We start from the raw sequence: 26,600 nt of genomic DNA, 5'->3' as shown, positions 1-26,600 counted from the left end.
ACCAGCGCTGGGGCTTATACCAGCGCCGGCTCCTGCTGCAGCCACTGCTCGAAGTTGCGGCTCTGCGGCATGCCCTCCTTGGCGGCGTAGTAGACCAGGCGCAGATGGCGATCCTCGTCGATGGTCAGCGTGGTGTGTTCGAACACCACCTGGCCGACCGCCTCGATCTGCAGATGGCGGATCCCCTGGCAGGCGCCATGGATGTCCTGCTGTCGCCACCAGTCCCTGAAGTCCGGCGAGGCCTTCTCCAAGTCCCTCACCAGCGCGGCGATATCCGGATCCTGGGTCGCCCGCACGAAGTCGCGGCGGAAGCTGGAGAGGATCTGCAGCGCCTGCTCCTCCCAGGGATCGAACAGCGCGTACATGGCCGGGCTGGTGAACAGCATCCACAGCAGGTTGCGGCGGTCCGCCGGCAGCGCGGAGAAGCCGAACACCCGGTCTGCCGCCGCATTCCAGGCCAGCACGTCCCAGCGCAGGTTGAGCACGTAGGCCGGACGTGACGGCAGGTCGGCCATCAAGCGGTGAATCAGCGCAGGCACCGTGCACCAGGTCTTCCCTGGCTCGGGCGGCAGGCGCTGGTGAGCGAGCAGGAACAGGTGACGACGCTCGGTGGCATCCAGTTTGAGCGTACGCGAGAGGTTGTCGAGAAAGGTCGCGGACACGCTGATGTCCCGTCCTTGTTCCAGCCAGGTGTACCAGGACAAACCCACCCCGGCCAGTGCCGCGACCTCCTCGCGGCGCAGCCCAGGCGTGCGCCGTCGACTACCGGCGGGCAAGCCCACCTCCTCCGGCGAAATGCGTTCGCGGCGACTACGCAGGAATTCGGCCAGCTCTACCCGAGTGCGTTCGGCTGTGCGGGGCGCGCTCATCCGGTTACCTCCAGTACTAGGATAAACAGTCAAATTGTAACCCCTATAAATCCCGAGAAGAATACCCCGACCTGGCCGCAAATGCCCGCGCCAGGGCTCTTGCTAGATGAGGAAGTCAGCAGAGATGTGTCACCCATTTGCTAAGGAGATAAACGGATGTACCAAGCGCTTCTTCGAGAACAGCTGGAGACATTGAAGTCCTCCAACCAGTACCGCACCTTCACCACCCTCAGCCGCATCTGCGGCCAGTACCCACTGGCCAAGCTGGATGGTCGCGAGCAGGAACCGGTGGTGGTCTGGTGCAGCAACGACTACCTCGGCATGTCGCAGCACCCCGCCGTGCGCGAGCAGATGCACGATGCGTTGGAGGCCTACGGAGCGGGCTCCGGCGGATCGCGCAATATCGGCGGCTCGCATGAGGTGTACACTAGCCTGGAAGCGAGCCTGGCCGACTGGCACGACAAGGAAGCGGCGCTGGTCTTCCCCACCGGCTTCGGCTCCAACGATGCCACCCTCCAGTGCCTGCTGCGGCGCATCCCCGACTGCGTGGTGATCAGCGACGAGCTAAACCACGCGTCCATCGTCAACGGCATCCGCTCGACACCCAACGAGCGCAAGATCTTCCGTCATAACGACGTTGAGCATTTGGAGCAGATCCTCGCCAGCTACCCGCAGGGCCAGCCGAAGATCGTGGTGTTCGAGTCGGTCTACTCGATGGACGGCGATATTGCCCCTATCGCCGAGATCGTCGCGGTCGCCAAGCGCTACAACGCCCTCACCTACCTCGACGAAGTGCACGCCGTGGGCATGTACGGCCCGCGCGGCGCCGGTATCGCCGCCGAGCGGGGCGTGGCCGATCAGGTGGACATCATCCAGGGCACCATGGCCAAGGCCATCGGCGTGATCGGTGGCTATATCGCCTCGACCCAGGTGATCGTCGATGCCGTGCGCTCCTTCGCCGTGGGTTTCATCTTCACCACCTCGCTGCCCCCGGCGATCACCGCCGGCTGCCTGGCCAGCGTCGAGCACCTCAAGGCCAGCAGTAACGAGCGCGATCGCCTGCACAGCCAGACCGCCAAGCTGCGCGAGCAGCTCAAGCACTATGACGTACCGGTGATGCCCTGCTCGCAGACCCACGTGCTGCCGGTGCTGGTGGGCGAGGCCAAGCGCTGCAAAGCGGCGGCCGAACGCCTGCTGCATACCCATGGCGTGTACCTGCAGCCGATCAACTACCCCTCGGTACCGGTGGGCACCGAGCGCTTCCGCGTCAACGCCACGCCGAACCACAGCGATGCACAGATCGAGCACCTGGCGCTGTCGCTGCGCGAGACCTTCGAGCATTTCAGCATTCCGCTGGCCTCCCGGGCGTTCGCTGCGGAGGTTGCCTGAGATGGATCAGTCCTTCCTCACCGTGCGTCCGGCGACCTTGGCCGACCTGGCCAGCCTGGTGGAGCTGCGCGCGTATCTGCTGGACGGCACCACCGCCAGCTATTCGAGCAAAACGCCGGAGGACGCGGCTCGCTGGCGGGCGGCCTACCGCACCTGGCTGAGCAGCCGCCTGAGCGAGAGCGACTGCGTGCAGATCCTCGCCGCCGAGCACAGGGAATCCGGCCAGGTGCTGGGCTGCGCGACCGCCATCCTCGACCAGCGCGCGCCGGCGCCGGGCTGCCTCAACGGCCTGTCCGGCTGGGTGCAGTCGGTGGTAGTGGAGCCGCAGTGGCGGGGCCGCGGCATCGCCCGGCAGCTGATGCAGCACCTGCTGCGCTGGTTCGCCAACCGCGGCGTCGGCTGCGTGGTACTGCAGAGCACCGAGGCCGCGGGCACGCTCTACCAGGCCCTGGGCTTCGTCGCCAGCGACGAGCGCCTGCTGATCCGTCAGGAGGCCTCGGCATGAAGATCCTGATCATCGGCCTGGGCTACGCCGGCAACCGCTACCGCCGCGCCTTCGAGCATATCGCCACGAGCACTGGCCTGCCGCTGTCGCTGGCCTATGTCGGGCGCCAGCAGAAGACGACCGAGCTGCCCTACTTCGACAGCGTCACCCGCGCACTGGAAGGCTTCGCGCCGGACATCGTCGTGGTCAGCGTCAACGACCACAGCCATGCGCCGGTGCTCAAGCAGCTGGCCGGCTACCAGGGCTTCGTGCTCTGCGAGAAGCCGCTGGTCACGCCCGGTGACAACCTAGACGAACTGCTCGGTGCACTGGACCAGGTACGCGGTTTTGCCTTGGACCTGGTGGAGCGCTATTCGGACGCGACCCAGCAGTTGCGTGAGTGGGTCGAGCGTCACGACTGGCAACTGGTCCGCGCCAACTTCCACTGGGGCAAGGACCGCATCAACGACTACCGCCCCACCTGCGGCGTGACCAGCGAGGTGATCCATGCCCTGGACCTGCTCGGCTGGATCTGCCCTCGCGCCGGTCAGCTCCGGCTCGATGGCGTGCTCGGCGTGCGCTCGGATTTCTCGGTCTCCGGCGCAGAGGTACTCGACACCGTGCAGCTCACCGCCAGCCTGGGCGAGGCGCGGGTCACCGGCTACGCCAGCTTCGTCAACATCGTGCGCCAGCGCACCGTGGATTTCAGCTTCGTCGACCGCGACGCCCGACTGATCCATGCGCGCCTGGTGTTCGACACCCCGCGCTGGGATCACGACCAGTTGCGCATCTGGACGCGCGGCGCCAACGGCACCGAGGAGCTGCTGCACGAGTTCGTCACCACCCCCGACGAGCCAGGGCTGGACACCCTGCACAAGCTCTCGCGGCTGTGCCGGCAGGTGGTGCGCGCCGTGGCGCTCAAGGAGCCACCCCGCCAGCCCTTCGCCGGCCTCGACACCGCCGCGGCGCTGCAGCGCCTGCTCAACGACCTGGAAACCCACGCCCAAACCCCAGCACCGGCGCGCTACGTCCATGGCGAGAGGCGTGTGTTGCTGGCCGAGGACAGCGACCTGGAAAGCCTCGGGTAACCCAATCACAAGGAGAACGACTATGTGTGGAATCGCTGGATGGCTGTCCTACAGCCAGAACCTGGAAACGCAGCGCGACACCCTGCAGCGCATGACCGACACCATGGCCCGGCGCGGGCCGGATGCCGGCGGGCTGTGGATCGACGGCCCGGTCGGCCTGGGCCATCGGCGCCTGTCGATCATCGACCTGGAGGGCGGTCGCCAACCGATGACGGCCCTGCATGGTGGCCCGCGCGAGGTCGCCGCCATCACCTACAGCGGCGAGGTCTACAACTTCCGCGAACTGCGTACCGAGCTGCAGCGGAGCGGGCACCAGTTCGAAACCCGCAGCGACACCGAGGTGGTGCTGCGCGCCTATGTCGAATGGGGCGAGGCCTTCGTCGAGCGGCTCAACGGCATGTATGCCTTCGCCATCTGGGACCTGCGTTCGCAGGAGCTGCTGCTGATCCGCGACCGCATGGGCGTCAAGCCACTGTACTACTTCCCCACCGCGGACGGCGTGGTGTTCGGCTCCGAGCCCAAGGCGTTGCTGGCCAACCCACTGGTACCGCGCAAGGTGCGCGCCGATGGCCTGCGCGAGATCCTGGAAATGGTGAAGACGCCAGGCCATGCCGTGTTCGACGGCATGCGCGAGGTGATGCCGGGCGAGATCGTGCGCATCAACCGCCAGGGCCTGGGCCGCCGCCACTACTGGAAGCTCGAGGCGCGCGAGCACGCCCACTCGCTGGACGAGACCATCCGCCATACCCGCGACCTGCTGGAGGACATCGTCGACCGCCAGATCGTCGCCGACGTGCCGCTGTGCAGCCTGCTCTCCGGCGGGTTGGACTCCTCGATCATCACCGCGCTGGCGTCGAAGAAGCTGCTGGCCGCCGGCAAGGAGAACATCCGCTCCTTCTCCGTCGACTTCGTCGACCACGGCAGCGGCTTCACCGGCGACGCCGTACGCGGCACCCCGGACGCACCCTTCGTGCGCGACCTGGTGGAGAAGATCCGCTCCAGTCACCAGGAGATCGTCCTCGACAGCCGTGAGCTGGCCGACCCGGCGTTGCGGGCGCAGATTGTCCGCGCCCTCGACCTGCCGCCGGCGTTCTGGGGCGACATGTGGCCGTCGCTCTACCGGCTGTTCCAGGAGGTGCGCCAGCACTCGACCGTAGCCCTGTCCGGCGAGAGCGCGGACGAGGTGTTCGGTGGCTACCGCTGGTTCCACGACCCGGAGGCGATCCAGGCCAATACCTTCCCCTGGCTGACCTCGGTGACCGGCAAGTACTTCGACGGCAAGACCCTGTTCGACCCGGGCCTGCTGACCCAGCTCGACATGCACAGCTTCCTGCGCGACAGCTACGCCCAGGCCATCGCCGAGGCGCCGGTACTGTCCGGCGAAAGCGCGGTTGACCAGCGCATGCGGCAGATGAGCTACGTCAACCTGACCCGCTTCGTGCAGACCCTGCTCGACCGCAAGGACCGCATGAGCATGGCCGTCGGCCTCGAGGTGCGGGTGCCCTTCTGCGACCACCGCCTGGTCGAGTACGCCTTCAACATCCCCTGGGCGATGAAGGCCTTCGACGGGCGGGAGAAAAGCATCCTGCGCGCGGCGACCCGCGACCTGCTGCCGGAGTCGATCAGCGAGCGGGTCAAGAGCCCCTACCCCTCGACCCAGGACCCGGCCTACGAGCAGGCGCTGCGTGACGCCCTGGCCGCCATCCAGGCGGACCGCAACGCGCCGGTGACGCCCCTGCTCGACAGCGGCCGTATCCAGCAAACCCTGGCCAAGCCGCTCGGCAGCGTCTCGCCCATGTACGAGCGCATGGGCATGGAGCTGGCGGTCGGCCTCAACACCTGGCTGAGCGAGTACGACGTCAGCCTCGAACTTTAGCCCCCAACCGGATGCGGCCCCGGTGCGGGGCCGCATCCCTCCGCTGTACCACCCACGCGTTCTTGCAACGCAAGCGAGTCCGAGCATGCACACACCCAACCAATCACCCATCTACCTCATAGCGCTGGGGGCCTTTGCCCTCGGCATGGCCTCCTACGTCACCGCCGGGCTGATCCCGATGATCGAGGCCTCGTTCGCGGTCTCCGTCGCGGTGGCCGCCCAGCTGGTCACTGCCTTCACCCTGGCCTACGGCCTGGGTTCACCGATCTTCGTCGCCCTGACCCCGGCGCATCGTCAGCGCGCCGGCTTGTTGCTGGCCCTGGGCCTGTTCGTCATCGCCAACGCCGCCAGCGCGTTGGCCGAGAGCTTCACCGCGCTGATGGTCTGGCGCGCCATCGCCGGTATTGGCGCCGGCGTCTACCTGGCCATGGGCATCGGCGCCTCGGCCGCCGTGTCCACCCCGGAACGCCGCGGCAAGGCCATCGCCATCATCATGGGCGGCATGGCCAGCGGCGTGGTGCTGGGCGTGCCGCTCAGCCTGCTGATCGCCGAACAGCTGGGCTGGCAGGCCGCCCTGTGGCTGGTCACTGTGCTCGGCCTGGTGGCCTTTTTCGGCCTGCTGCTGAAGCTCCCTTCCCTGCCGGCGGCCACTGCCACCACGCTGGGCCAGAAGCTGGCGATCCTCGGCGACGGCCATGTACTGGTCATCCTGCTGGTGTCGCTGCTGGCCGCCATCGCCAGCCTGGGCATGTACACCTTCATCGCCCCGCTGCTGGCTGACCCGGCCTACGGCGCGGTGCGTTCGGTCACCCCCTACCTGTGGGTCTGGGGTATCGGCGGCGTGCTGGGCAGCTTCCTGATCGGCCCACTGGTGGATCGCATCAAGGGCCCGGTGCTGACCTTCGCCATCATGCTGATCCTCGCCGTGTCGCTGTTCGTGCTGCCGCTGGCGGCGGCCCTCAGCACCTGGCTGGTGATGCTGCCCATCGCCCTGTGGGGCGCGGTTGGCTGGGCGCTGCAGGTGCCGCAGAACAACGAGCTGATCCTGGCGCGCCAGGCCCAGGGCGACGGCAACCTGGCCATCGCCCTGAACGAGTCGGCGCTCTACCTGGGCAGCGCCATCGGTGCCGCGGCGGGTGGCTTCGTGCTGCTGTTGCAGCTGCCCACCTGGACCCTGGCCGCCAGTGCCGGCAGTGTCGCCGCACTAGGCGCTCTGCTGCAGATCGCCAACCTGCGTCGCCAGCCAACCTGGAACGGCGACGTGCAAGCCGAACCCTACAACTGACGGAGGAAAGGCCGTGGAACTGCGCCACCTTCGCTGTTTCATCGCCGTTGCAGAAGAACTGCATTTTGCACGTGCCGCCGCGCGCCTGCATATCGAGCAGTCGCCCCTGTCGCGGATCATCAAGGAGCTGGAGTACCGCCTGGGCGTGCAGCTATTCGAGCGCACCACGCGGCGCACGCGCCTGACCTGGGCCGGCAAGGTGATGCTGGAGGAAGCGCGCCGGGTGCTCGCCGTGGTCGACCAGGCCAAGGCCAGCGTCAAGAGCGCGGCGGCCGGCTACCGCGGGCGCATCCGCGTCGCGTTGTCCGACGGCATCCCCCAGGCACGCCTAGCCGCCCTGCTCGCCCAGTGCCGCGAGGATGAACCGGAGGTCGAGATCTGCCTGTCGGAGGTCACCTTCAGCGAACAGGTCAGAGGCCTGAGCGATGACCTGTTCGACATCGGGCTCGCACAGTCCGACGAGATCGGTGATGGCCTGGTGGCCGAGCCAGTCTGGTTCGATCCGCTGGTAGTGGCAGTGCCGGCCCGCCACCCACTGCTGACTTATCGGCGCGTGCCGCTCGACGAGGTGGTGCGCTACCCGCTGGTGCTCTGCGATCCGCAGGTGTGCCAGGGCTTCTGGCAGCAACTACAGCGGGTACTGAGCGCCGTGAATACACGGCTGACCATCGCCGACCGCGTCCCCACCCTGGACCTGATGATGGCGCTGGTGGCGGCGGGATACGGCCTGGGCTTCTCCAGCCTGGCACGCATCACCGAGCTCAACAACCCGGACGTCGTGGCCCGCCCGCTGGCCGGCTGCCCCGCGATGCTGACCACCTACCTGATACGGCGCGAAGGCGAACCGACCGAACAATTGGCGCGGTTTATCGGGCGGGTGAGTCCGGCTGAAAGCCAGGCTTTGCTGCCGGATCACACATCCCGAGAGGAGATCGCTTGATGAAGAAAATGTCGTTGCTGCTGACTGCCCTGCTGTTGAGCGCATGCGAAAAGCCGATGCCGTTTGAGTCGGCCGAAGCGCTTGCGGAGAATCCCGAGTGAAGCGCCCCGCGAATCGGATGTGACCACTCAACGGGAACGACAGCAGTTTATCCGAACAGTCGACTCCATCGGCCTGCTGGCTACGGACGTGGCCACGACTGCCGGGGCAGTAGTGCAGCTGGCCGTTCAGGTGCGTGAGATCAGCAAGGTGCTCGGCATGATTCGCTCCATCGCCGAGCAAAAACAATCTGCTTGCGCTTAACGCAGCTATCGACGCGGCCAGGCGTGCGAGGCGGGACAGGGCTTCGCAATGGTGGCCGACGAGGTTCGCGCCCTGGCGCACCGTACTCAGCAGTCGACCCAGGAGATCCAACAGATGATCCGGGCAGTGCATCAGGGGGCCGACAAGGCCGTTCAGTCCATACAGACGAGCAACCAGCGGACGCATGCTATGCTCGAACCGGAACAGGCCGCTAGCGAGGCGCAGGAGGAAATCGCTCACGCCATCAGTCAAATCAGCGAACGCAACCTGGTGATCGCCAGCGCGTCCGAAGAGCAGGCGCAGGTCGCCCGAGAGGTCGATCGCAACCTGATGAACATCCGCGACCTCTCGCTGCAGTCCGCCGCGGGTGCCAACCAGACCAGCGCCGCCAGCCAAGAACTGGCGCGTCTGGCTGTCGAGCTGAATAGCTTTGTAGCCCGTTTCAGTACCTGAGTGGCGGATACCCATGCACGCCATGCCAGTCCAGCAATAAAGTCAGATCGGGAAGAAGTACGGCAACCACTACGCATCAAATCGAGAACTTAGAAGCTATTCATAGATCCGCTCGAATAATTGGAATGGCAATAGGAACGAGACCATGGGATTGATGGGCATCGTCAAGGTGCACGGGCTCTTGCTCGGCTTGTTCGCATTTCCTTTCGCGGCCGCAATCGCTGCCCCGCAGGGTACGCCACAGTCGCTGCGCGTAGTCACCGACAACAACTACCCGCCCTACGTCATTCAGAGGGCGGACGGCCGGGTCGATGGTTATATCGTCGACCTGTGGCGGCTCTGGGAGCGTAAGACCGGCATCCGAGTCGATCTGCAGGCAATGCAATGGGCGCAGGCGCAGCGCTCCGTACTGGAGGGCAACGCCGACGTCATCGACATGCTTTTTCGCACCCCGGCCCGGGAGCAGTTGTTCGACTTTTCATCGCCCTACGCGACCTTGCCGGTGAGCATCTATGTCGATACGTCGATCCAGGGTATTCATGATGCTCGCTCCCTGTCCGGCTTCACCATCGGCGTGCAGCATGGCGATGCCTGCATGGACAAACTCGCCAGCCTGGGCATCTCGACCCTTGAGGTCTATCCGAGTTACGAGGCCATCCTGTCTGCGGCTAAAGCCGGCAGCATCAAGATGTTCTGCATGGATGATGAGCCGGCGGGCTATTATCTCTACCTTTACCGGGACCACCTGCGCTTTGCCCGCGCGTTCAAGCTATACGAAGGACAGTTCCATTGGGCCGTCACCCGGGACAACCAGGCCACTCTAGATCTCGTCAATCGCGGCATGAACCTGATCACTGCAGAGGAACGCGAAAAACTGCGTGAAAAATGGTTTTCCCATCCTTTCGAGTTCAAGCCGTACCTGCGCATCGTCTTTCTGGTGGTGTCCACCGCACTGGTGCTGATAACACTCGCCGGCCTATGGATCTGGGGACTGCGCCGAGCAGTTCGAAGCAGAACGGCCGAGCTGCACCAGCAGCACCAGGAACTCAAGGACAGAACGGAGGAATTGCGCTTGGAGAAGGCGCTGCTGCGCACCATCATCGAAAGCAGCCCGGACGCCATGACCCTCAAGGATCCGCAGGGTGTCTATCTGGCCTGCAACACCGCAGCCCAGCAACTGATTGGCCTGCCGATCGAGCAGATTCTGGGCAAGACCGATCGCGAGATCTTCGGCAACAAGGATTATGTCGATCGCGCCCATGCGAAGGATCAGGAAGTTCAGCGCAGCGGCCATATGCAACAGTACGAGACGATCATCGCGGTACCGAATGGCAGGATTTGCGAGCTCGAGATAGCCAAGGTTCAGGTCCAGAATGCAAATGGTGCCTCTACGGGAGTGCTGACGGTCGGACGCGATATCACCCAACGGCGCCGCGATGAGCATGAGCGCAGGATCGCTGCAGTGGCGTTCGAGAGCCACGACGGGCAGATCATCACCAACGGCGACGGCACCATCGAGCGTGTGAACGCGGCCTTCACCCGCATCACCGGCTATTCGCAGGACGAGGCCCTTGGCGCGACGCCCAGGCTTCTCAGGTCCGACGTACACGACCAGGCCTTTTACCAGGCTCTCTGGGAGACGTTGAGCCGGAACGGGCATTGGCACGGCGAAATCACCAATCGACATCGCGACGGCCACCTCTATACCGCGCACCTGTCGATCTCCGCGGTACCCGATGAACAGGGCCGCACGATGCGCTACGTCGCCAATCTGCAGGACATCACAACGGAGAAAGAGGCGCTCAAGCTAGCCGAGCATCTCAAGCTTTTCGACTCTCTGACAAACCTGCCGAACCGCCTGTTGATGGAGGATCGCATAGGCCACGCCCTGGAAAACAGCGCCGAAGTGGGGGAATACGGCGTGGTGATGATGCTGGACCTGGACCTCTTCCAACAGGTGAACGATTCGCTTGGACATGCCTGCGGGGACAGGGTACTCGTCGAAGTCGCACGAAGAATTCGTTCGATCGTTCGCGACGGCGACACCCTGTGTCGCTTCAGCGGCGATACCTTCGTATTGATGGCGGAGCACCTGGGAGTCGACAGGCATAGCGCCATCACCCAGGCCCAGGCGCTGGCCGAAACGATCCAGCAAGCTGTCCGGGCCCCCATGAACCTCGATGATCATCGACTCGTCTGTACCATCTCGATTGGCGTGACGCTCTATTTCGGTCACGAAGCAGACTCCGATGCCCTTCTACGTCAGGCCGAGCTGGCGATGTACAAGAGCAAGAGCAGAGGGCGCAACAGGCTGTACTTTTTCGAGGATGCGATGCAGGTCGAAGTCAATCGCCGCAGAAGTCTCATCGAAGAACTTCGCGAAGCTATCGATCAGCAGCAGTTCGAGCTTCACTACCAGGTGCAGGTCGACGCTTGGGGACGCCCTATCGGTGCGGAAGCGTTGTTGCGCTGGGTGCATCCGCAGCGAGGAATCGTTTCGCCGGCGGAATTCATTCCGCTCGCCGAAGAGACCGGCCTGATCGAGCCGATGGGGCGCTGGGCGTTGGCCGCCGCCTGTCGTCAGCTCGCGCAGTGGGCAGGCCAGGACGACATGCGGCACCTGACCCTGGCCGTGAATATCAGTACGCGACAGTTCAAATCCGAGCGCTTCGTCGACGACATCCTCGCCGAGGTGCACAAGGCGGGGGTACGCCCCGAAAAGCTCAAGCTCGAGATTACCGAAAGCCTGGCCATCGACGACTTCGGGGATTCCATTGCCAAGCTGTGTGAACTTCAGGCAAAGGGTTTCCCGATTTCCCTGGATGACTTCGGCACCGGAAATTCGTCGCTCAACTACCTGACCAAACTGCCTCTGAACCAATTGAAGATCGATAAATCATTTGTCGACAATTTGCCGACGAACCATCGCGATGCCATGGTCGTCCAGACGATCATCGCCATGGGCGGCGGCCTGGAATTCGATGTCATTGCCGAGGGAGTGGAAAACGAAGCCCAGCTCGACTTCCTGATAGACCAGGGTTGTCTGGTTTTCCAAGGCTATTTGTTCGGCCGCCCGCTACCTGCGGATGCATTCACCGAAGCCATATGCCAAATGCTGGCTACACAGGAGCAATGACAACCGAGCACTGCCCGATCGACTGAGCCCGAGGGGGGCCGTGCGGTCCCTGCGTAACTCCGATGAGTCGCACAATCGTACCGAGCGCAACCATCTGGCACATTGCCACTTCGCGCAGCATTCTGAACGCCGCTTAGCAGGTCGTGCTTGCCTGGACCGGCAAAGGGGCTGGCCGAGATCGGCATGTTCCCTATGGCGCGCTTCAATAGCAGCCTGGCTCCTTCGGGCTGTGGCTTATCGGCGCTCGCGAACACTTCGGTGGTGCTGTCAACTCGTAATGGTTGCCAACCAACGGTGTCGCACCTGGGATGCTGGAATGGCTGGCGCCGGACCCAGGACAGTGAAACATGCGGGAAAATGGATAGTTCGGCGCTTTGGTCTCTTTCAGCGCCGACGAGCTGCGGCCGCCCCACCAAGAGATATTCGAACCAAACTCTTTGGCTCATCTTGCTTCATATTTCTACCCGTGAAGTTCAGACTCGAGGGCGTCGATGAATACACAAAGCGGCGAAACAAAAGAGCGCTTGATACAAGCGCTGATATTTTCCTCGATAGTTATGGCAGGCCTGGCAATACTGGCAAATGCCCTGTACAAATTATTTCTCGACGAGCGGCTTCAGCAGAACAATGATTTGCAGCAAACCGCCCTGGCGATCAACGACGACTTGCAGCAGTTGCTTGACAATTATCGAGCCACGAACGAAAGCCTCGCGGCATTTATAACCGCCAGCGACTCTGTGAACGATCAATCCTTCCAGCAATATGTAAAGTCATCCAACTTCTTTGACCGCTTACCCGGTCTGAACTCTGTTGGCTATGTGCCGCGGGTGCCCTCCGCAGAGATCCCCTCCTTCGAAGCCGCCATGCGCAAGCAGTTCTCCAATTACCGGGTTTGGGGGCAGCAGCATACGGCGCCCCATAGCTATCCATTGGCATATGCGGTCAATCCGAAACAACCCGAGCGCCCCGCACAGCTCAGAGGTTTTGACTACGCCTCGATCAGTGAGCGGAACCTGGCGATGAGCGACTCGGCAATTTCAGGCAAGTCACGCGCAACGGCTCGGCACAAAGCGGTAAAAGACAGGACAGATAAAGCCATCGTCGTGCTTTTTAGCCCGGTTTATGGTGTAGCCCCGCATACCAATGGTTCCAGCCGGCAACCGGAGAGGCTGACGGGTTTCGTGTTTTCCATTGTGAATGTTTACGAACTATTCGAGCGCTTCGACCGCGCCCCCGTAAAGAAAAAGTTCGATATAGAAGTCTTCGATGGGGCCTCGCGATACGGCGCCCTCATCTATGACGGCGATCGAACTGTCCACCGTTTGTCCCAAGCTCCCATGCTGCCATTGAAACATGAGGGTTTTCTCGATTTTGGAGGACGCAGCTGGCAGCTCTTTCTTTATCAAAATGAATCTAAGAGCTTCGGCGACTGGCTAATTCCGCATATCGGCACAATATTTTCCGGCATTATACTAAGCTTGCTGTGCGGCTATATCGGCTTACGTTTTCGCCGACATTATAAAGCGCTTGAGGAAGATGCAGGGCAGGCAGAAGAGTTTTCTTCGTTCTTTGAAAATCACCCCTTTGCCGTCACTGGATCGAAACCGCCGAATTACTGCCGCCAATGCGGAAACTGCAAGACAGCTTGGAGTGTCGCGCGAAGGATTGATCGGAGTTTCGGCAGAGGCTTTTCTTGACCCTGAAAACGCACGTATCACTCGAGCACATTTCAAACAGGCGCTTCGCGGGAAAGCGGTTTCCTACCATAACCTGGTACAAACTTCAGCGGGAGTCGAAAAAGATCTGTCGGTCGTGCTCGTTCCCCTTCGTGTCGATGGAAAAGTGGTCAGCATCCTAGGCATTGCCAAAAACATCACCGAGAAAAAACGTATCGAGCAAGAGCTGCATCGATCTCGCCAGACATTACAATTGGTGCTAGACAACATCCCTCAGCTGGTTTTCTGGAAAGACAGCACTGGCGTTTACCAGGGAGGCAACCGCAGGCTGTTGGAATTCATCGAAGTGGGAAACATTCAGCAACTCGCCGGCAAGAGCGACCGGGACATGCCATGGAGCGAACATACGCAAACCCTGTTGCGCGACAGTGAACTTTTAATACAAACCCGGGAGCCTCTCCTCAAACATCGGGAGCTCGCCATACAGGCCGACGGTCGTCAACTGTGGCTGGAGGTCAGTATGTTACCCCTGACCGCCTTAGAGGGCGAAATCGAGAATATTCTTTGCGTCTTTGATGACATTACCGAACGCAAAGAAACCGAAGTCGAGCTATTTAAGCGCGCCAACTACGACAGCTTGACTGGCCTGGCCAACAGAGCCTACTTCTATCACACGCTGGAAAACGTCCTAATTGAGCAATTGCGTAACCCACGCATCATGGCGCTGATGTATTTCGATATCGATAAATTCAAAGGCATCAATGACACCTACGGACACGATGTGGGAGACAAAGTCATTCAAGAATTCGCTCGCCGTATTTCTGACGTATTGAGATCAAGTGACTTGCTTGCCCGACTAGGGGGAGACGAATTTATTTTGTTGCTTTGCGGTGTTCCGAACTCGGATTCGGTCAAGATAGTGGCTGAAAAAATCATCGCAGTAATGAAGGAGCCTTTTGTTGTCGGCGAGCTTAGGCTGAACGTGAGTACCAGCATTGGTGTAGCATTGTTCCAGCATGGCCTGAATGCCGACCAATGGATCAAGGTATCAGACCAGGCTCTCTATACCGCCAAGCGCGCCGGCCGGAACGGCTACCGGTTTGCATCCGTATAAACATGAAGTCGCAGTCGTAGAAGTAGCCCTGCCAGTCGACACTGACCAGGCTCCTGCACATGGCCGCTTCGAGGCTCTCCGGACGGTAGCTGTTACGCAGCAACTGCATGTAGGCGCCGAACGTCCCCGTGCTGACCAGGGTGCTGCCGAAACGGGCAATCGGCTGATTGGCGACAGTCAGCAGATGTTTGAAGACAATGTCAAAGTCCTCCGCCAGGTGAACCTTGTAGTCTGCTTCGAGCTGCGTCTGCGCAGGCGGCAGACTGTGGCCCTGTGGGTTGTACACGAGGTTAAGGATAAGCCTGCTGCCCTCTCGGCCATAGCCGAGATAGTTGAGCATATGCAAGCCCCGATGCTCGCATAGAACACGCCGTCGCCGCGCTGTTTGTCAACGTTATTCCACGAATAACAGGATAAGGACGCAGTGACTTCCACCTCCTGCAAGGCAAGAAAGTCTGCCACGCCTTCATAGCCTGGTTCGCTGAGAATGGTGAGGTTGCAACGGCCGATCACGCACCCCCTCCCGCCGCGCGTGGCTGACGACCTCGCGAAAGCGCGGATGCATCTCGGGCGCGCCCCTCGTCAGGTCCAGGGTCTGCACCGAGTGAGCGTCGATCACCCGATGCAGCAAAACCAGGCTCTCGTCGGTCATGGCCTCTTTTCGGTTTGGTCCGGCGTTCACATGGCAATGCAGGCAGCGCTGGCTGCACTGATAGGTCAGGCTGACCAGCAGCGCTGGCATGCATGGCGACTCAGACTCTTGGGATACTCTCCTTTAAGATGCGAGCCGCCCATTCGTTACGGCGATCATCTCACGTCATGGGCTGGCGGAATATCTCCGGCAAGCGTCTCGCCACCTCGCCAAAGTCATCCAGCGTGAGATCGGGCTGCAAGTCCCAGGGGTCGAACTGGCTAGCCGGATCGCGCCGCAACCACACACTGCGAAGGCCGCAATGGACGGCGCCGAGCACATCGAATGGATTGCTCGAAACCAGACAAAGCTGGGCAGCGGCGACGCCACAACGACGCTGCAAATGAACGTAGACCTCAGGATCTGGCTTGAATGACCGCACCTCTTCAACGCTGACCAACGCCTCGAAGTGATGGCGAATCCCGGCCCGCTCCAGCAGCCGCTCCACGGATGCGCGACTGCCATTGGAGAATGCGTACAGGTGCAGGCCCATCTCATGCAAAGCGCCCAGCCCCGCAGGCACATCGGCGAAGGCGTCAAGCTCGGAATAGGCCTGCATGGCCAGCTCGATCATCTCTTCGCTGGCCGCTACCGCGTGTTCGCCGCAGGCGAAGATGAACGCCTGTCGCGTACACACCGAGAAATCGCAGTAGTCGCGCATCAGGCCCCGGCGAAAGCTGTACTCCAATTGCTTCTGCCGCCACGACCGCGAGATCGCTGGCGCCTTGTCGCCGACTAGTTCTGCCAGGCACTTCAGCACGGCCTGGGTATCGATCAGGGTTCCATAGATATCGAAGGCAACGACCTTTTTCATCGAGACTCCTTGTTTTTATGAGCTGCTGGGCAGAGGCGGACCGGATAGTCCAAAATTAGACAAAAAGATCAGCGCATGCTCGTCATGACGAACTCGATCACCCTACGCAGATCTTGCTGGACAACGGCGGACTTGGTCTGGGTGCGCAACCCGCTCATGGCACAATGCATATAGAGCGCCAGCGCCGCGGGAGACTCAATGGTCGACAGCTCGCCACGGTCCTGCGCTTGCTCGAAGGCCTGCTCGAATACCTGACGAAAACGGCGTGTCGCCAGCTCGATCAATGGCTGCACAACAGGGTCACCGGTGGAGAATTCGTTGGCCACGTTGACCAGCATGCAGCCGCGCGGTGTACTCTGCCGCGCGTCTTCCAGCACGGACAGCAGACATTCGCGGATGAAACCCAGAGGCGAATCGGCCTGTTCCAAACGCTCGCGCATCTGCTTGGCACGGCTGTCGAAATAGCGGGTGAAGGCGGCTTCGAACAGGCTCTGCTTGTTGCCGAAACTTTCGTACAGGCTGCTCTTGGATAGGCCTGTGGCTAGAAGCAGGTCTTGCAGGCTGGTGGCCTCATAGCCCTGGCTCCAGAAAAGCTGCATGGCATTTTCCAGTACTTGCTCAGGGTCGAATGCTCTTGGCCGTCCACGTTTCATGTCGCGCATTATGGACCGATCATTATTTAATTCAACATCCCCCTCTCCCAGCTGTAACAAAACCTTCCCTATTGCATCCGAACACCAGCTTCAGCACCCATGGATGCTGATTGGCTCGACAAGGAGGCAATGCAGATTGACATCCGAAACAATCAGTCCAGAACAATCCCCCCCTTTGTTGCCGTGTTCTGTCGCCTGCTGAAGGCGATAAAAAACGCAATACAGATTTAAAAACCGATAAGTCCAGAAGACCAAGGCGCAGGTCGGCTCTATCCCCATATGTACGCCAATATGGTCCATTCTCCGGGGCTGCTGGAGACCTACCTGGATGGTTATGCTGCGTTTCGCGCGGAATCCGGTTTTACCCCGGCGGAACAGGAAGTGGTCTTTCTGGTCATCAGCCGCGAGAACGGTTGTGAGTATTGCGTCTCGGCCCACAGTCTCCTGGCCAACATGAAGTCGGGGCTTGCCGCTGATGTGACTAACGCCATCCGTGACGGCAGCGCTATCGCCGATACCAAGCTCGCCGCCCTAGTCAATTTCACCCGCACCCTGTTTCATACACGTGGGCTGCCACCCAAGGCTGCGGTCGAGGCGTTCCTGGCCGCAGGCTACAGCGAGCGTCAGATACTGGAGATTGTTCTGGCCCTGGCGGTGAAAACCCTCAGCAACTACGCCAACCATCTGTTCCACACGCCGCTGGATGAAGTGTTCAGCGCACGTGCTGGACACAAAAATAAGTCATAGCACCCGAGCCACCTCGGGTGCTGTTCAGCCGGCTTTTGGGCATTCAACTGGAGCGCTTCGAGTGCCGCCCGAAAGCTCAGGCCTAGGTGTCAGTAGTCAAAACAGCCTCCGTCGAGGATCAAGTACTCCTAGGCACGTACCCCGCCTTGACTGTCTTCGTACTGCATTACGGCCGGCACGACACCACATACCTGGCTGGTATCGCTGGTGTGCAGGCCCCGCGCGATACCCAACTCCATGCCGTAACGATAAGTCTCGACGGGGAATATGGTTCATTCGTGCCTGGTTATCGCCTAGTGTCGCTTGGCTCTGAGCGGCCTGCGCCAATTCACCCGCGGTGACCAGGACAGCAGCGGTGACCGATGTCATTGTTGGTTTCGATGATCTTCATGACTGCAACCTCCAACGGAATCCCCACACTAATGGGACGCACGGCTGGACGACTTGTTACAGTGCAGAGCGAGCCATTGCTGGTGTGCGACAACCCCCGGCAATGACTGCTCGAACTTCCTAACCACCCCGGCTTGAACTAGACTGCACGTCATGAAAAGACGCCTGCATCTGCTGCTCCTGCTGCTCAGCCTGACCCTTCCCGTGAACGGGGTGGCCGGCTTGCTTGCACTTTCGCAGCCATGCCCCATGGGGTGGCAGGACATGTCGATGAACGATATGCCGGCCTCTTGCTGCGAAGATCAGGCTCAGCAGCTAGCCAAAGGCAAAGTCTGCAAGACCAGCCAGGAATGCAAGAGCAACGGCATGCTGCAGATCTCGGTCATCAGGACACCTGTTCTGTTTAATCAAGCCTTAGCCACCCCGTCCGCCCAAGACTTTCCTCCCACCACGTCCCTTTCAGGGGTGTGGCGCCCTCCCCGCGCCTGATTCCCGTGCTGACTTGAGTCCCGTTTCCCCCTCTTAGGCGGCGAGACGGTGTGCGTGTGCCCGTGTGGGTACGCGCCGGATCGTCCACAGGAATCGTGAATATGAATCTCCGACGCTACTGCGGAGGACGCCTTTCGCTGGCCGCCCTCACGCTATGCACCCTGGCCGTGCCCGGCCTGGCTGCCGCCCTTACCCTGGACGAAGCCCTGCGCCTGGCGGAGCGCGAGGCACCGTCACTGGCTGCCCAGGCTGCCAACCAAGATGCCGCCATGCAGGCCGCCATTCCCGCCGGTGAATTACCGGACCCCAAGCTTGCCCTAGGTATCCAGAATTTTCCCACCGAGGGCGATGCCCGTGGCAGCCTCACGCGCGACTTCATGACCATGCAGATGGTCGGGGTCATGCAAGAAGTTCCCAACCGAGCCAAGCGCCGTGCCCGTGTCGAGGCTGCCCAGGCGGGCATCGACAGCGCCGATGCACTGGAGCGGGTCGAACGCCTCAAGGTGCGCCGTGAAACTGCGCTTGCCTGGATCGGCGGCTTCGCGGTCGAGCAGAAACTGCAACTGTTCCAGACCCTGTACGACGAGAATCGCCTGCTGGCCAAGGCCGTACAGGCCAGCTTGGCCGGCGGCCGTGGCCAGGCGGCCGACAGTTTGGCGCCCAAGCAGGAAGCAGCACTGCTCGCCGAACAGGAAGATGAACTAGAACGCAACCGCACGCAGGCCCGCGCGGCCCTGCGCCGCTGGGTCGGGCCGGCGGCGGTCGAGCCGCTGTCCGGCTCTTGGCCGAGCTGGCGAGTCGATGACCTGCATTTCCGCCACAGTTTGGATCGTCACCCGGAGCTGCAGGCCTTCACGCCGATGACACAGGAGGCAGAGGCCCAGGTGCGTCTAGCCGAAGCGGACAAGGAGCCCGACTGGAGCTGGGAGCTGGCCTACCAAAAGCGTGGCGAGGCCTTTGGCGACATGGTCTCCGTGCAGTTCACCTTCGACCTACCCCTGTTCACCGCCAGCCGGCAGGACCCGAAGATCGCCGCCAAGCGCGCCGAACTGCTGCGCCTGGAAGCCGAGCGCGAAGCCATGACACGGGAGCACGCGCAAGCGCTGGACGCCGATCTGGCCGAATACCGCCGCCTGGAGCGCGCCGTGGAGCGCAGCCAACAAACCCTGGTACCGCTGGCCGAGGAGAGGGTACGCCTGGCGATGGCGGACTACCGCGCCGGCCGTGGCGAGTTAATGGCGCTAGTGGCCGCGCGGCGCGAGCTCATCGAGGCCCGCCTGAAACATATCGACCTTGAACAGCAACGTGCACAGACCAGTGCCCGCCTGTATTTCGCCTATGGAGAAAGTAGCCAATGAAGACTCGAATCTGGAAAGGCGCGTTGCTGACGGGCTTGGCGCTCGCCATTGGTGCAGCGGGCGGCTACTGGTTCGCTCAGCCCCTGGTGGAGGCTGGGGCCAGCATGGCCAATGCCCAGGAGTCCTCCGCACCGGATGAGCGCGAAGTGCTCTATTGGTACGACCCTATGTACCCGCAGCAGAAATTTGACCAACCCGGCAAGTCGCCCTTCATGGACATGGAGTTGGTGCCGCGCTACGCCGGCGAGGCGAGTGACAGTGCCGCGGTCAGCATCGACCCAAGCGTCGTCCAGAACCTGGGCATGCGATTGGCGACTGTCACCCGTGAGCACTCGGCCACTGAGTTGGAAGTGGTCGGCAACCTGGCCTTCAATAACCGCGATGTCGCCGTGGTGCAGGCACGCAGCGGGGGCTTCGTCGAACGTGTGTATCGGCGCGCGCCCGAGGACCTGCTAGCCGCCGGGGCGCCGTTGGCCGACCTACTGGTACCCGAATGGGCGGCTGTTCAAGAAGAGTTCCTGGCCTTGCGCGAGGTCGGTGAAAGAGCATTGTTGGACGCAGCCCGGCAGCGCCTGCGCCTGGCTGGGATGCCGCAGTCATTGATCGAGCGGGTCGAGCGTAGTGGCAAGGTCCAGGCCCTCTGGACGGTGACCAGCCCGATTGCCGGCGTGCTGCAGGAACTCAATGTCCGCGAAGGCATGACCCTGGCCGCTGGCCAACCCTTGGCCACAGTCAACGGCCTGAGCAGTGTCTGGCTCGACGTGGCTGTGCCTGAGGCCGAAGCCGGCGGCGTACAGCTCGGCCAGCCGGTGGAGGCATACCTGCCCGCCTTCCCCGGTGAAGTGCTGGCGGGCACGGTGAGCGCCTTCCTGCCGCAGGCCAACCTGGATAGCCGCACGCTGCGCGTGCGGGTCGAACTGGATAACCCGACGGGCCGTCTGCGGCCAGGCATGACCGCCAAGGTTCGGCTGAGTCGCCCGAGCGAACAGAGAGCATTGTACGTGCCGAATGAAGCGGTAATCCGTACCGGCCGGCGTGCCCTGGTGATGCTGGTCGAAGGCGAGGGTCGTTATCGACCGGTTGAGGTCCGTCTTGGACGGGAAAGGACTGACAAGGCGGAAATTATCGAGGGCCTGGAGGAAGGTCAGCAGGTAGTCGCCTCCGGACAGTTCCTGCTCGATTCCGAGGCCAGCCTGCGCGGGGTACTCGCCCAGGACCTCGCATCACCCGACGCTCAGCCGATGCAGGCCCTGCATGAGGCGGAAGGCAAGGTGGTCGAGATCGACAACGACTCGGTCACCCTAGCCCATGGTCCGTTCAAGACCCTCGGCATGCCTGGAATGACCATGACCTTTCCGTTGGCAGATCCGACTCTGCTGGAGGGAGTACAGGCAGGGGACTCGGTACACGTTGGCGTGCGTGAAACGGACGACGGCCTGTTGATCGAGCGGCTGGATAAGCTGGAGGTGCAACCATGATCGCCAAGCTGATCCGCTGGTCGGTGGCCAACCGCTTCTTGGTGCTGCTGGCCACCCTGTTCGCCGTCGGCTGGGGTGTCTGGTCGGTGCAGAACACCGCCATCGACGCGCTGCCGGACCTCTCCGATGTGCAGGTGATCATCCGCACGCCCTTCCCGGGGCAGGCGCCGCAGATCGTCGAGAACCAGGTGACCTATCCACTGGCCACCACCATGCTCTCGGTGCCGGGCGCGAAAACGGTGCGCGGTTATTCCTTCTTCGGCGACAGCTTCGTCTACGTGCTCTTCGAGAACGGCACCGACCTGTACTGGGCGCGTTCGCGGGTACTGGAATACCTTAGCCAGGTACAGGCCCGTCTGCCTGCGGGAGCCACGCCCGCCCTGGGGCCGGACGCCACCGGGGTGGGCTGGATCTACCAGTACGCCCTGGTCGACCGTACCGGCACGCATGACCTGGCGCAGTTGCGGGCGTTGCAGGACTGGTTCCTCAAGTTCGAACTGAAGACCCTGGCCAATGTCGCCGAGGTGGCCACCATCGGTGGCATGGTCAAGCAATACCAGGTGCTGCTCGATCCGATCAAACTGGCCAGCCGTGGTATCACCCAGCAGCAGGTCGCCGAGGCGATCTCCAAGGCCAACCAGGAAACCGGCGGTGCGGTGCTGGAACTGGCCGAGACCGAGTTCATGGTGCGCGCCTCGGGTTACCTGCAGACGCTGAATGACTTTCGCGCCATACCCCTGCGCCTGGACAGTGGCGGCGTGCCAGTGACGCTTGGCGAGGTCGCGCATATCCAGCTCGGCCCGGAAATGCGTCGCGGCATCGCCGAACTCGACGGCGAGGGCGAGGTAGTCGGCGGCGTGGTGATCCTGCGCAGCGGCAAGAATGCTCGCGAGGCCATCGCCGCGGTCAAGACCAAGCTTGACGAACTGGGCAAGAGCCTGCCCACGGGGGTGGAGATCGTCACCACCTATGATCGCAGCAGGCTGATCGATCGTGCAGTGGAAAACCTCAGTCACAAGCTGATCGAGGAATTCATCGTAGTCGCCCTGGTTTGTGCGCTGTTTCTCTGGCACCTGCGCTCATCCCTGGTGGCTATCGTCTCGCTGCCGGTCGGGGTGCTGATCGCCTTTATCGTCATGCAGCAGCAGGGGATCAATGCCAACATCATGTCTCTCGGCGGCATAGCCATCGCTATCGGGGCAATGGTCGACGCCGCGGTGGTGATGATCGAGAACGCGCACAAGAAGATCGAGGCCTGGCGCGAGGAGCACCCGGGCGAGGACCTCAAGGGCGAACATCACTGGCACGTGATCACCGAGGCGGCGGTGGAGGTCGGCCCGGCACTATTCTTCTGCCTGCTGATCATCACCCTGTCGTTCATCCCGGTTTTCACCCTGGAGGCCCAGGAAGGCCGCCTGTTCGGTCCGCTGGCCTTCACCAAAACCTACGCCATGGCGGCCGCCGCCGGCCTGTCGGTGACCCTGGTGCCGGTGCTGATGGGCTATTGGATTCGCGGGCGGATTCCCAACGAGGAACAGAACCCGCTAAACCGCTGGCTGATTCGCATCTATCAGCCGACCTTGGACGCGGTACTGCAGCGGCCGAAAATCACCCTGCTGGTCGCGGTGCTGATTCTGCTCAGCGCGCTCTGGCCGATGAGCCGTCTCGGTGGCGAGTTCCTCCCGCCGCTGGACGAGGGCGACCTGCTCTATATGCCCACCGCGCTACCGGGGCTGTCCGCGCAGAAGGCGGCGCAACTGCTGCAGCAGACCGACCGCCTGATCAAGACGGTGCCGGAAGTCGCCCATGTGTTCGGCAAGGCCGGCCGTGCCGAAACCGCCACCGACCCCGCACCACTGGAGATGTTCGAAACCACCATTCAATTCAAGCCGCGCGAGCAGTGGCGACCGGGGATGACCCCGGAGAAGCTGGTGGAGGAATTGGACCGTACCGTGCAGGTGCCAGGGCTGGCCAACCTATGGATTCCGCCGATCCGCAACCGCATCGACATGCTCGCCACCGGCATCAAGAGCCCGATCGGGGTCAAGGTCGCCGGCAGTAACTTGGCGCAAATCGACGAGATGACCCAGGCAGTCGAGCGGGTCGCCAAGACGGTGCCGGGCGTCAGTTCCGCCCTGGCCGAGCGCCTGACCGGCGGGCGTTACGTCGATGTGGATATCGACCGCGCTGCGGCGGCGCGCTACGGCCTGAACATCGCCGACGTGCAGGCGATCGTCGCCGGCGCCATTGGCGGGGCGAACATCGGCGAGACCATCGAGGGCCTGGCGCGCTTCCCGATCAGCCTGCGCTATCCGCGCGAGTGGCGCGATTCACTGGCAGGGCTGCGTGAGCTGCCGATTTATACCCCCCAGGGCAGCCAGATCACCCTTGGCACTGTGGCGCAGATCAGGATCAGTGAAGGTCCACCCATGTTGAAAAGCGAGAATGCGCGTCTGTCTGGCTGGGTCTACATCGACGTGCGTGGCCGTGATCTGGCTTCAGTGGTGGGTGACCTGCGCCAGGCCATCGATGATCAGGTCAAACTAGAGCCGGGCATGAGCCTGAGCTACTCCGGGCAGTTCGAGTTTCTCGAACGCGCCAATGCCCGGCTCAAACTGGTGGTGCCGGCGACCCTGGTGATCATTTTCGTCTTGCTCTACCTGACGTTCGCTCGCTTCAGTGAAGCCCTGCTGATCATGGCCACACTTCCCTTCGCACTGGTCGGCGGCATCTGGTTCCTCTACCTGCTCGGCTACAACCAGTCGGTGGCCACCGGGGTGGGCTTCATCGCCCTGGCCGGGGTCGCCGCCGAGTTCGGCGTGATCATGTTGCTGTACCTGAAGAACGCCTGGAACGAACGGCAAGACGCGGGGCGCAACGACGAGGGGGCGCTAATCGAGGCGATCCGCGAAGGCGCCGTGCAGCGCGTACGCCCCAAGGCAATGACCGTGGCGGTGATCATCGCTGGTTTGCTGCCAATCCTCCTAGACAGCGGCACCGGCAGCGAGGTGATGAGCCGTATTGCCGCGCCCATGGTCGGTGGCATGGTCACTGCACCGCTGCTGTCGCTGTTCGTTCTCCCGGCGGCCTATAGGCTGATGCGCCGTCGCAAGACCTCTGAATCCATCCCCAACCCAGCAGAAGGAAAACTCGTATGAAGAACTACACCCTCCTAGGTGCCCTGGCCCTGATCCTCAGCCAACCGGCGCTTGCCGCCGAAATGCCCGCCATGCCTATGGACAAGATGCCAATGAAAGAGATGCAGATGGAGCAATCGGGGGCTATGGCAACCGCCCAGGCTTCGGGCACCGTCAAGGCTATCGACAGCCAGAAAGGCAGCGTCACCATTGCCCATGGCCCCGTGCCTGCCGTGAAGTGGCCGGCGATGACCATGGGTTTCAAGGCGACGCCCGAGCAACTGGCTCAAGTGCAGGTCGGCCAACAGGTGATGTTCGAGTTCAAGAACGAAGGCATGACGGCGACGCTCCTGTCGATCAAGCCGATGCAGCAATAGCGTCAAGACAAGAATGGCAGGCCCGATGAGCCACACCCTCTCGCCGGGCCAGTCTTTCGGGTCAGTGATTTGACTCAACCATGGGTAACTGTGCCGCCATCCTCCCGTTGCTCCTTTGGTTTGGAGGTTGGCCCTAGGCGCCTGGATCAGGCGCCTCTTTTTCTTGAAAGAGGCCTTGGCACAGATCGCCCCTCACTTGGAGAAGCAATCATGCCTCTGACATTCCTACTACGCGGTGCAGCTAGGCTCGGGCTGCTAGTCGGCGTCACCATTCTTGCCGCCTGCGGCGATGCCGCGATCACCCTTGAACATTTACACGGGCTGGCGTTCAGCCCGGATGGCCAACAGCTGTCCATTCCCAGTCACCACGGCCTGGCCGTCTACAGCCAAGGGCGCTGGAGCAAGGCACCCGGACCTGCACACGACTATATGGGCTATTCGGTGACGCGCCAGGCGATCTACAGCAGCGGCCACCCGGCCCGCGGCAGCGGTATGGTCAATCCGTTCGGCGTGATCAAGAGCAGCGATGGAGGGCGCACGTGGCAGCAACTGGGCCTACAAGGCGAGTCGGACTTCCACCTGCTGGCCAGCGGCTTCGATAGCGCAACCCTCTATGTCTACAACACCCGTCCGAATTCGCGGATGAGCGCTCCGGGCTTGTATTACAGCCGCAACGATGGGATCAATTGGCAGCGCGCATCCGCACAGGGAATTGGCGAGGCGCCGACCGCACTGGCGGTGCATCCGAGCGACCACCGGCTGGTCGCGGTGGCGACCGGCGCCGGCCTGTACCTGTCGCGCGATGCGGGTCAACGCTTCAGGGCGGTCGTCGAAGGCGAACAGGTAGTGAGCGCCACCTTCAGTCTTGATGGCAGCAGCCTATGGTTCGGTAGCTACGGCGAAGCGGCCAAGCTATCCAGGGTGGATCTGAAGACGCGCGAGATCACCCCGCTCGGCGTGCCCGATCTGGACGAGGACGCTGTCGCCTATCTTGCACAGAACCCAGCCCAGCCAAAGGAATGGGCGATGGCGACCTTCAAACGTGACGTCTATCTATCAAAGGACGCCGGCACGACCTGGAGCGCGATCGCCAAAGCCGGTCAGACTCTGGAGTGAGCCGGCAGCGCCCATTCATGGCGCCGTCGGCTACCGAAACTGCTTATAAAGTCACCCTCCCCGATGAACTTATGGATTCTGTGGTTGTAGAAGTCGGCGGCGAGCAGCTCGCCGTCCGCTGTTCCCACCATCCCGCCGGAGCGTCGAATCACCAGGGGCACTGCCGGGTCGGCCAATGGTGCGCTACGGTGTTCCGTCCAGCCCGAATACCTGGGGGGCGATTGTTTAGGTATTTGGCTACATGGAGCTCGTCTCCATGCACCGCCAGACGCATCGGCCGACCGAGTTCGCCACCCCGCTGCCGGGTGAGCGTCGAAAGCAAAGATCTGTATGCGTTCGGTGCGCGCACCGCGGACGAATAACACGGTACCAGTGATGGCGATGCCGCCCGGGTCGTCGAACCTCCCGAGCGCGCTACTTTTTCGCTCCAGGCATCGACGAACTGTTAGAGCGGCACCTTAGCCGCCAGCACGCTCCAAATGAGCCGCTGATACGAATCTCGAGGCGCTCGACACCGGGCGACCGCATGAAAAAAAGCTCCTGCGGCCAGTATCACAAAATGATCCTGATCGCGGGTCTGGACCAGCGCAGGCCTCCAGCTAACCGATTGAGGCTAACCACTTGCATGTCGAGTTGGGAGTCTACAGTTGGCGTGGCATGCGTTCGTCCAGTCGCGCTAATTTCCCTCTAACCGCCTCTCTTGCGCCCTACCTGGATCAGCCATCCCCTCGACGATA

Annotated in this window: 22 protein-coding genes and 1 pseudogene; 17 read left to right on the top strand and 6 right to left on the bottom strand. The window is 62.2% G+C overall.

Annotated elements, in window-relative coordinates; all coding sequences use genetic code 11:
- Positions 1-14: 14 nt before the first annotated feature.
- Positions 15-869, bottom strand: a complete 855-nt coding sequence (locus tag ACUTAF_RS05090) for a helix-turn-helix transcriptional regulator (protein WP_445578955.1) — start codon at positions 867-869, stop codon at positions 15-17.
- A 156-nt stretch (positions 870-1,025) separates the two neighbouring features.
- On the opposite strand from ACUTAF_RS05090, the gene hemA reads away from it, so the two are divergent.
- The 10 genes and pseudogenes from hemA (at position 1,026) to ACUTAF_RS05040 (ending at position 14,613) form a co-directional block, all read left to right on the top strand.
- A complete protein-coding gene (gene hemA / locus ACUTAF_RS05085) occupies positions 1,026-2,258 on the top strand; it encodes a 5-aminolevulinate synthase (protein WP_445578954.1) in 1,233 nt (410 codons plus the stop codon).
- Between the two features lies 1 nt (position 2,259).
- Positions 2,260-2,763 (top strand): GNAT family N-acetyltransferase, encoded by a 504-nt coding sequence (locus ACUTAF_RS05080; protein ID WP_445578953.1) that lies wholly within the window; start codon positions 2,260-2,262, stop codon positions 2,761-2,763.
- Positions 2,760-3,830, top strand: a complete 1,071-nt coding sequence (locus ACUTAF_RS05075) for a Gfo/Idh/MocA family oxidoreductase (protein WP_445578952.1) — start codon at positions 2,760-2,762, stop codon at positions 3,828-3,830. Before ACUTAF_RS05080 ends, ACUTAF_RS05075 begins: the two co-directional genes overlap by 4 nt.
- 22 nt (positions 3,831-3,852) lie before the next feature.
- A complete protein-coding gene (gene asnB, locus ACUTAF_RS05070) occupies positions 3,853-5,706 on the top strand; it encodes an asparagine synthase (glutamine-hydrolyzing) (RefSeq protein WP_445578951.1) in 1,854 nt (617 codons plus the stop codon).
- 85 nt (positions 5,707-5,791) lie between these two features.
- Positions 5,792-6,991, top strand: coding sequence for an MFS transporter (locus ACUTAF_RS05065; protein ID WP_445578950.1), 1,200 nt, complete (start codon positions 5,792-5,794; stop codon positions 6,989-6,991).
- Positions 6,992-7,004: 13 nt separating this feature from the next.
- Complete coding sequence (locus ACUTAF_RS05060; protein WP_445578949.1) at positions 7,005-7,931, top strand: LysR family transcriptional regulator; 927 nt, start codon at positions 7,005-7,007, stop codon at positions 7,929-7,931.
- 240 nt (positions 7,932-8,171) lie between these two features.
- A pseudogene (locus ACUTAF_RS05055) lies at positions 8,172-8,687 on the top strand (methyl-accepting chemotaxis protein); the annotation flags it as partial.
- Positions 8,688-8,832: 145 nt separating this feature from the next.
- Positions 8,833-11,823 (top strand): EAL domain-containing protein, encoded by a 2,991-nt coding sequence (locus ACUTAF_RS05050; RefSeq protein WP_445578948.1) that lies wholly within the window; start codon positions 8,833-8,835, stop codon positions 11,821-11,823.
- Positions 11,824-12,314: 491 nt separating this feature from the next.
- On the top strand, positions 12,315-13,520 hold the full coding sequence (locus ACUTAF_RS05045) for a CHASE domain-containing protein (RefSeq protein ID WP_445578947.1): 1,206 nt from the start codon (positions 12,315-12,317) through the stop codon (positions 13,518-13,520).
- Positions 13,474-14,613, top strand: coding sequence for a diguanylate cyclase domain-containing protein (locus tag ACUTAF_RS05040; protein WP_445578946.1), 1,140 nt, complete (start codon positions 13,474-13,476; stop codon positions 14,611-14,613). Before ACUTAF_RS05045 ends, ACUTAF_RS05040 begins: the two co-directional genes overlap by 47 nt.
- Here ACUTAF_RS05040 and ACUTAF_RS05035 read toward each other — a convergent pair.
- The 4 genes from ACUTAF_RS05035 to ACUTAF_RS05020 form a co-directional block, all read right to left on the bottom strand.
- On the bottom strand, positions 14,540-14,953 hold the full coding sequence (locus ACUTAF_RS05035; protein WP_445578945.1) for a DUF3641 domain-containing protein: 414 nt from the start codon (positions 14,951-14,953) through the stop codon (positions 14,540-14,542). The two genes, ACUTAF_RS05040 and ACUTAF_RS05035, sit on opposite strands and share 74 nt — an antisense overlap.
- A 126-nt stretch (positions 14,954-15,079) precedes the next feature.
- The gene (locus ACUTAF_RS05030) at positions 15,080-15,355 is read right to left on the bottom strand and encodes a radical SAM protein (RefSeq protein WP_445578944.1); all 276 of its coding nucleotides are present in this window, start codon (positions 15,353-15,355) and stop codon (positions 15,080-15,082) included.
- A gap of 70 nt (positions 15,356-15,425) precedes the next feature.
- The gene (locus ACUTAF_RS05025) at positions 15,426-16,118 is read right to left on the bottom strand and encodes a haloacid dehalogenase type II (RefSeq protein WP_445578943.1); all 693 of its coding nucleotides are present in this window, start codon (positions 16,116-16,118) and stop codon (positions 15,426-15,428) included.
- 68 nt (positions 16,119-16,186) lie between these two features.
- Positions 16,187-16,780, bottom strand: a complete 594-nt coding sequence (locus ACUTAF_RS05020; RefSeq protein ID WP_445578942.1) for a TetR/AcrR family transcriptional regulator — start codon at positions 16,778-16,780, stop codon at positions 16,187-16,189.
- A 270-nt stretch (positions 16,781-17,050) separates the two neighbouring features.
- On the opposite strand from ACUTAF_RS05020, the gene ACUTAF_RS05015 reads away from it, so the two are divergent.
- Positions 17,051-17,518: a carboxymuconolactone decarboxylase family protein gene (locus tag ACUTAF_RS05015; RefSeq protein ID WP_445578941.1), complete on the top strand. Its 468-nt coding sequence runs from the start codon at positions 17,051-17,053 to the stop codon at positions 17,516-17,518.
- A 128-nt stretch (positions 17,519-17,646) separates the two neighbouring features.
- Here ACUTAF_RS05015 and ACUTAF_RS05010 read toward each other — a convergent pair whose 3' ends face one another.
- Entirely contained in the window at positions 17,647-17,787 is a 141-nt protein-coding gene (locus tag ACUTAF_RS05010) for a DUF2790 domain-containing protein (protein WP_445582403.1), read from the bottom strand.
- 274 nt (positions 17,788-18,061) lie between these two features.
- Here ACUTAF_RS05010 and ACUTAF_RS05005 point away from each other — a divergent pair, with 274 nt between their 5' ends.
- The 6 genes from ACUTAF_RS05005 (at position 18,062) to ACUTAF_RS04980 (ending at position 25,863) form a co-directional block, all read left to right on the top strand.
- Positions 18,062-18,397, top strand: a complete 336-nt coding sequence (locus ACUTAF_RS05005; RefSeq protein WP_445578940.1) for a hypothetical protein — start codon at positions 18,062-18,064, stop codon at positions 18,395-18,397.
- Between the two features lie 101 nt (positions 18,398-18,498).
- Positions 18,499-19,755: a TolC family protein gene (locus tag ACUTAF_RS05000; RefSeq protein WP_445578939.1), complete on the top strand. Its 1,257-nt coding sequence runs from the start codon at positions 18,499-18,501 to the stop codon at positions 19,753-19,755.
- A complete protein-coding gene (locus tag ACUTAF_RS04995) occupies positions 19,752-21,233 on the top strand; it encodes an efflux RND transporter periplasmic adaptor subunit (protein WP_445578938.1) in 1,482 nt (493 codons plus the stop codon). Before ACUTAF_RS05000 ends, ACUTAF_RS04995 begins: the two co-directional genes overlap by 4 nt.
- Positions 21,230-24,391: an efflux RND transporter permease subunit gene (locus ACUTAF_RS04990; RefSeq protein WP_445578937.1), complete on the top strand. Its 3,162-nt coding sequence runs from the start codon at positions 21,230-21,232 to the stop codon at positions 24,389-24,391. Before ACUTAF_RS04995 ends, ACUTAF_RS04990 begins: the two co-directional genes overlap by 4 nt.
- Positions 24,388-24,747 carry a copper-binding protein gene (locus ACUTAF_RS04985; RefSeq protein WP_445578936.1) on the top strand — a complete coding sequence of 120 codons (360 nt, stop codon included), beginning with the start codon at positions 24,388-24,390 and terminating at the stop codon, positions 24,745-24,747. The genes ACUTAF_RS04990 and ACUTAF_RS04985 overlap by 4 nt, the downstream gene beginning before the upstream one ends.
- A gap of 210 nt (positions 24,748-24,957) precedes the next feature.
- On the top strand, positions 24,958-25,863 hold the full coding sequence (locus ACUTAF_RS04980) for a F510_1955 family glycosylhydrolase (protein ID WP_445578935.1): 906 nt from the start codon (positions 24,958-24,960) through the stop codon (positions 25,861-25,863).
- The last annotated feature ends 737 nt before the right edge of the window (positions 25,864-26,600 follow it).

This window comes from Pseudomonas sp. SP16.1, assembly GCF_052682975.1.
This window is presented reverse-complemented; position numbering and strand designations above follow the sequence as displayed.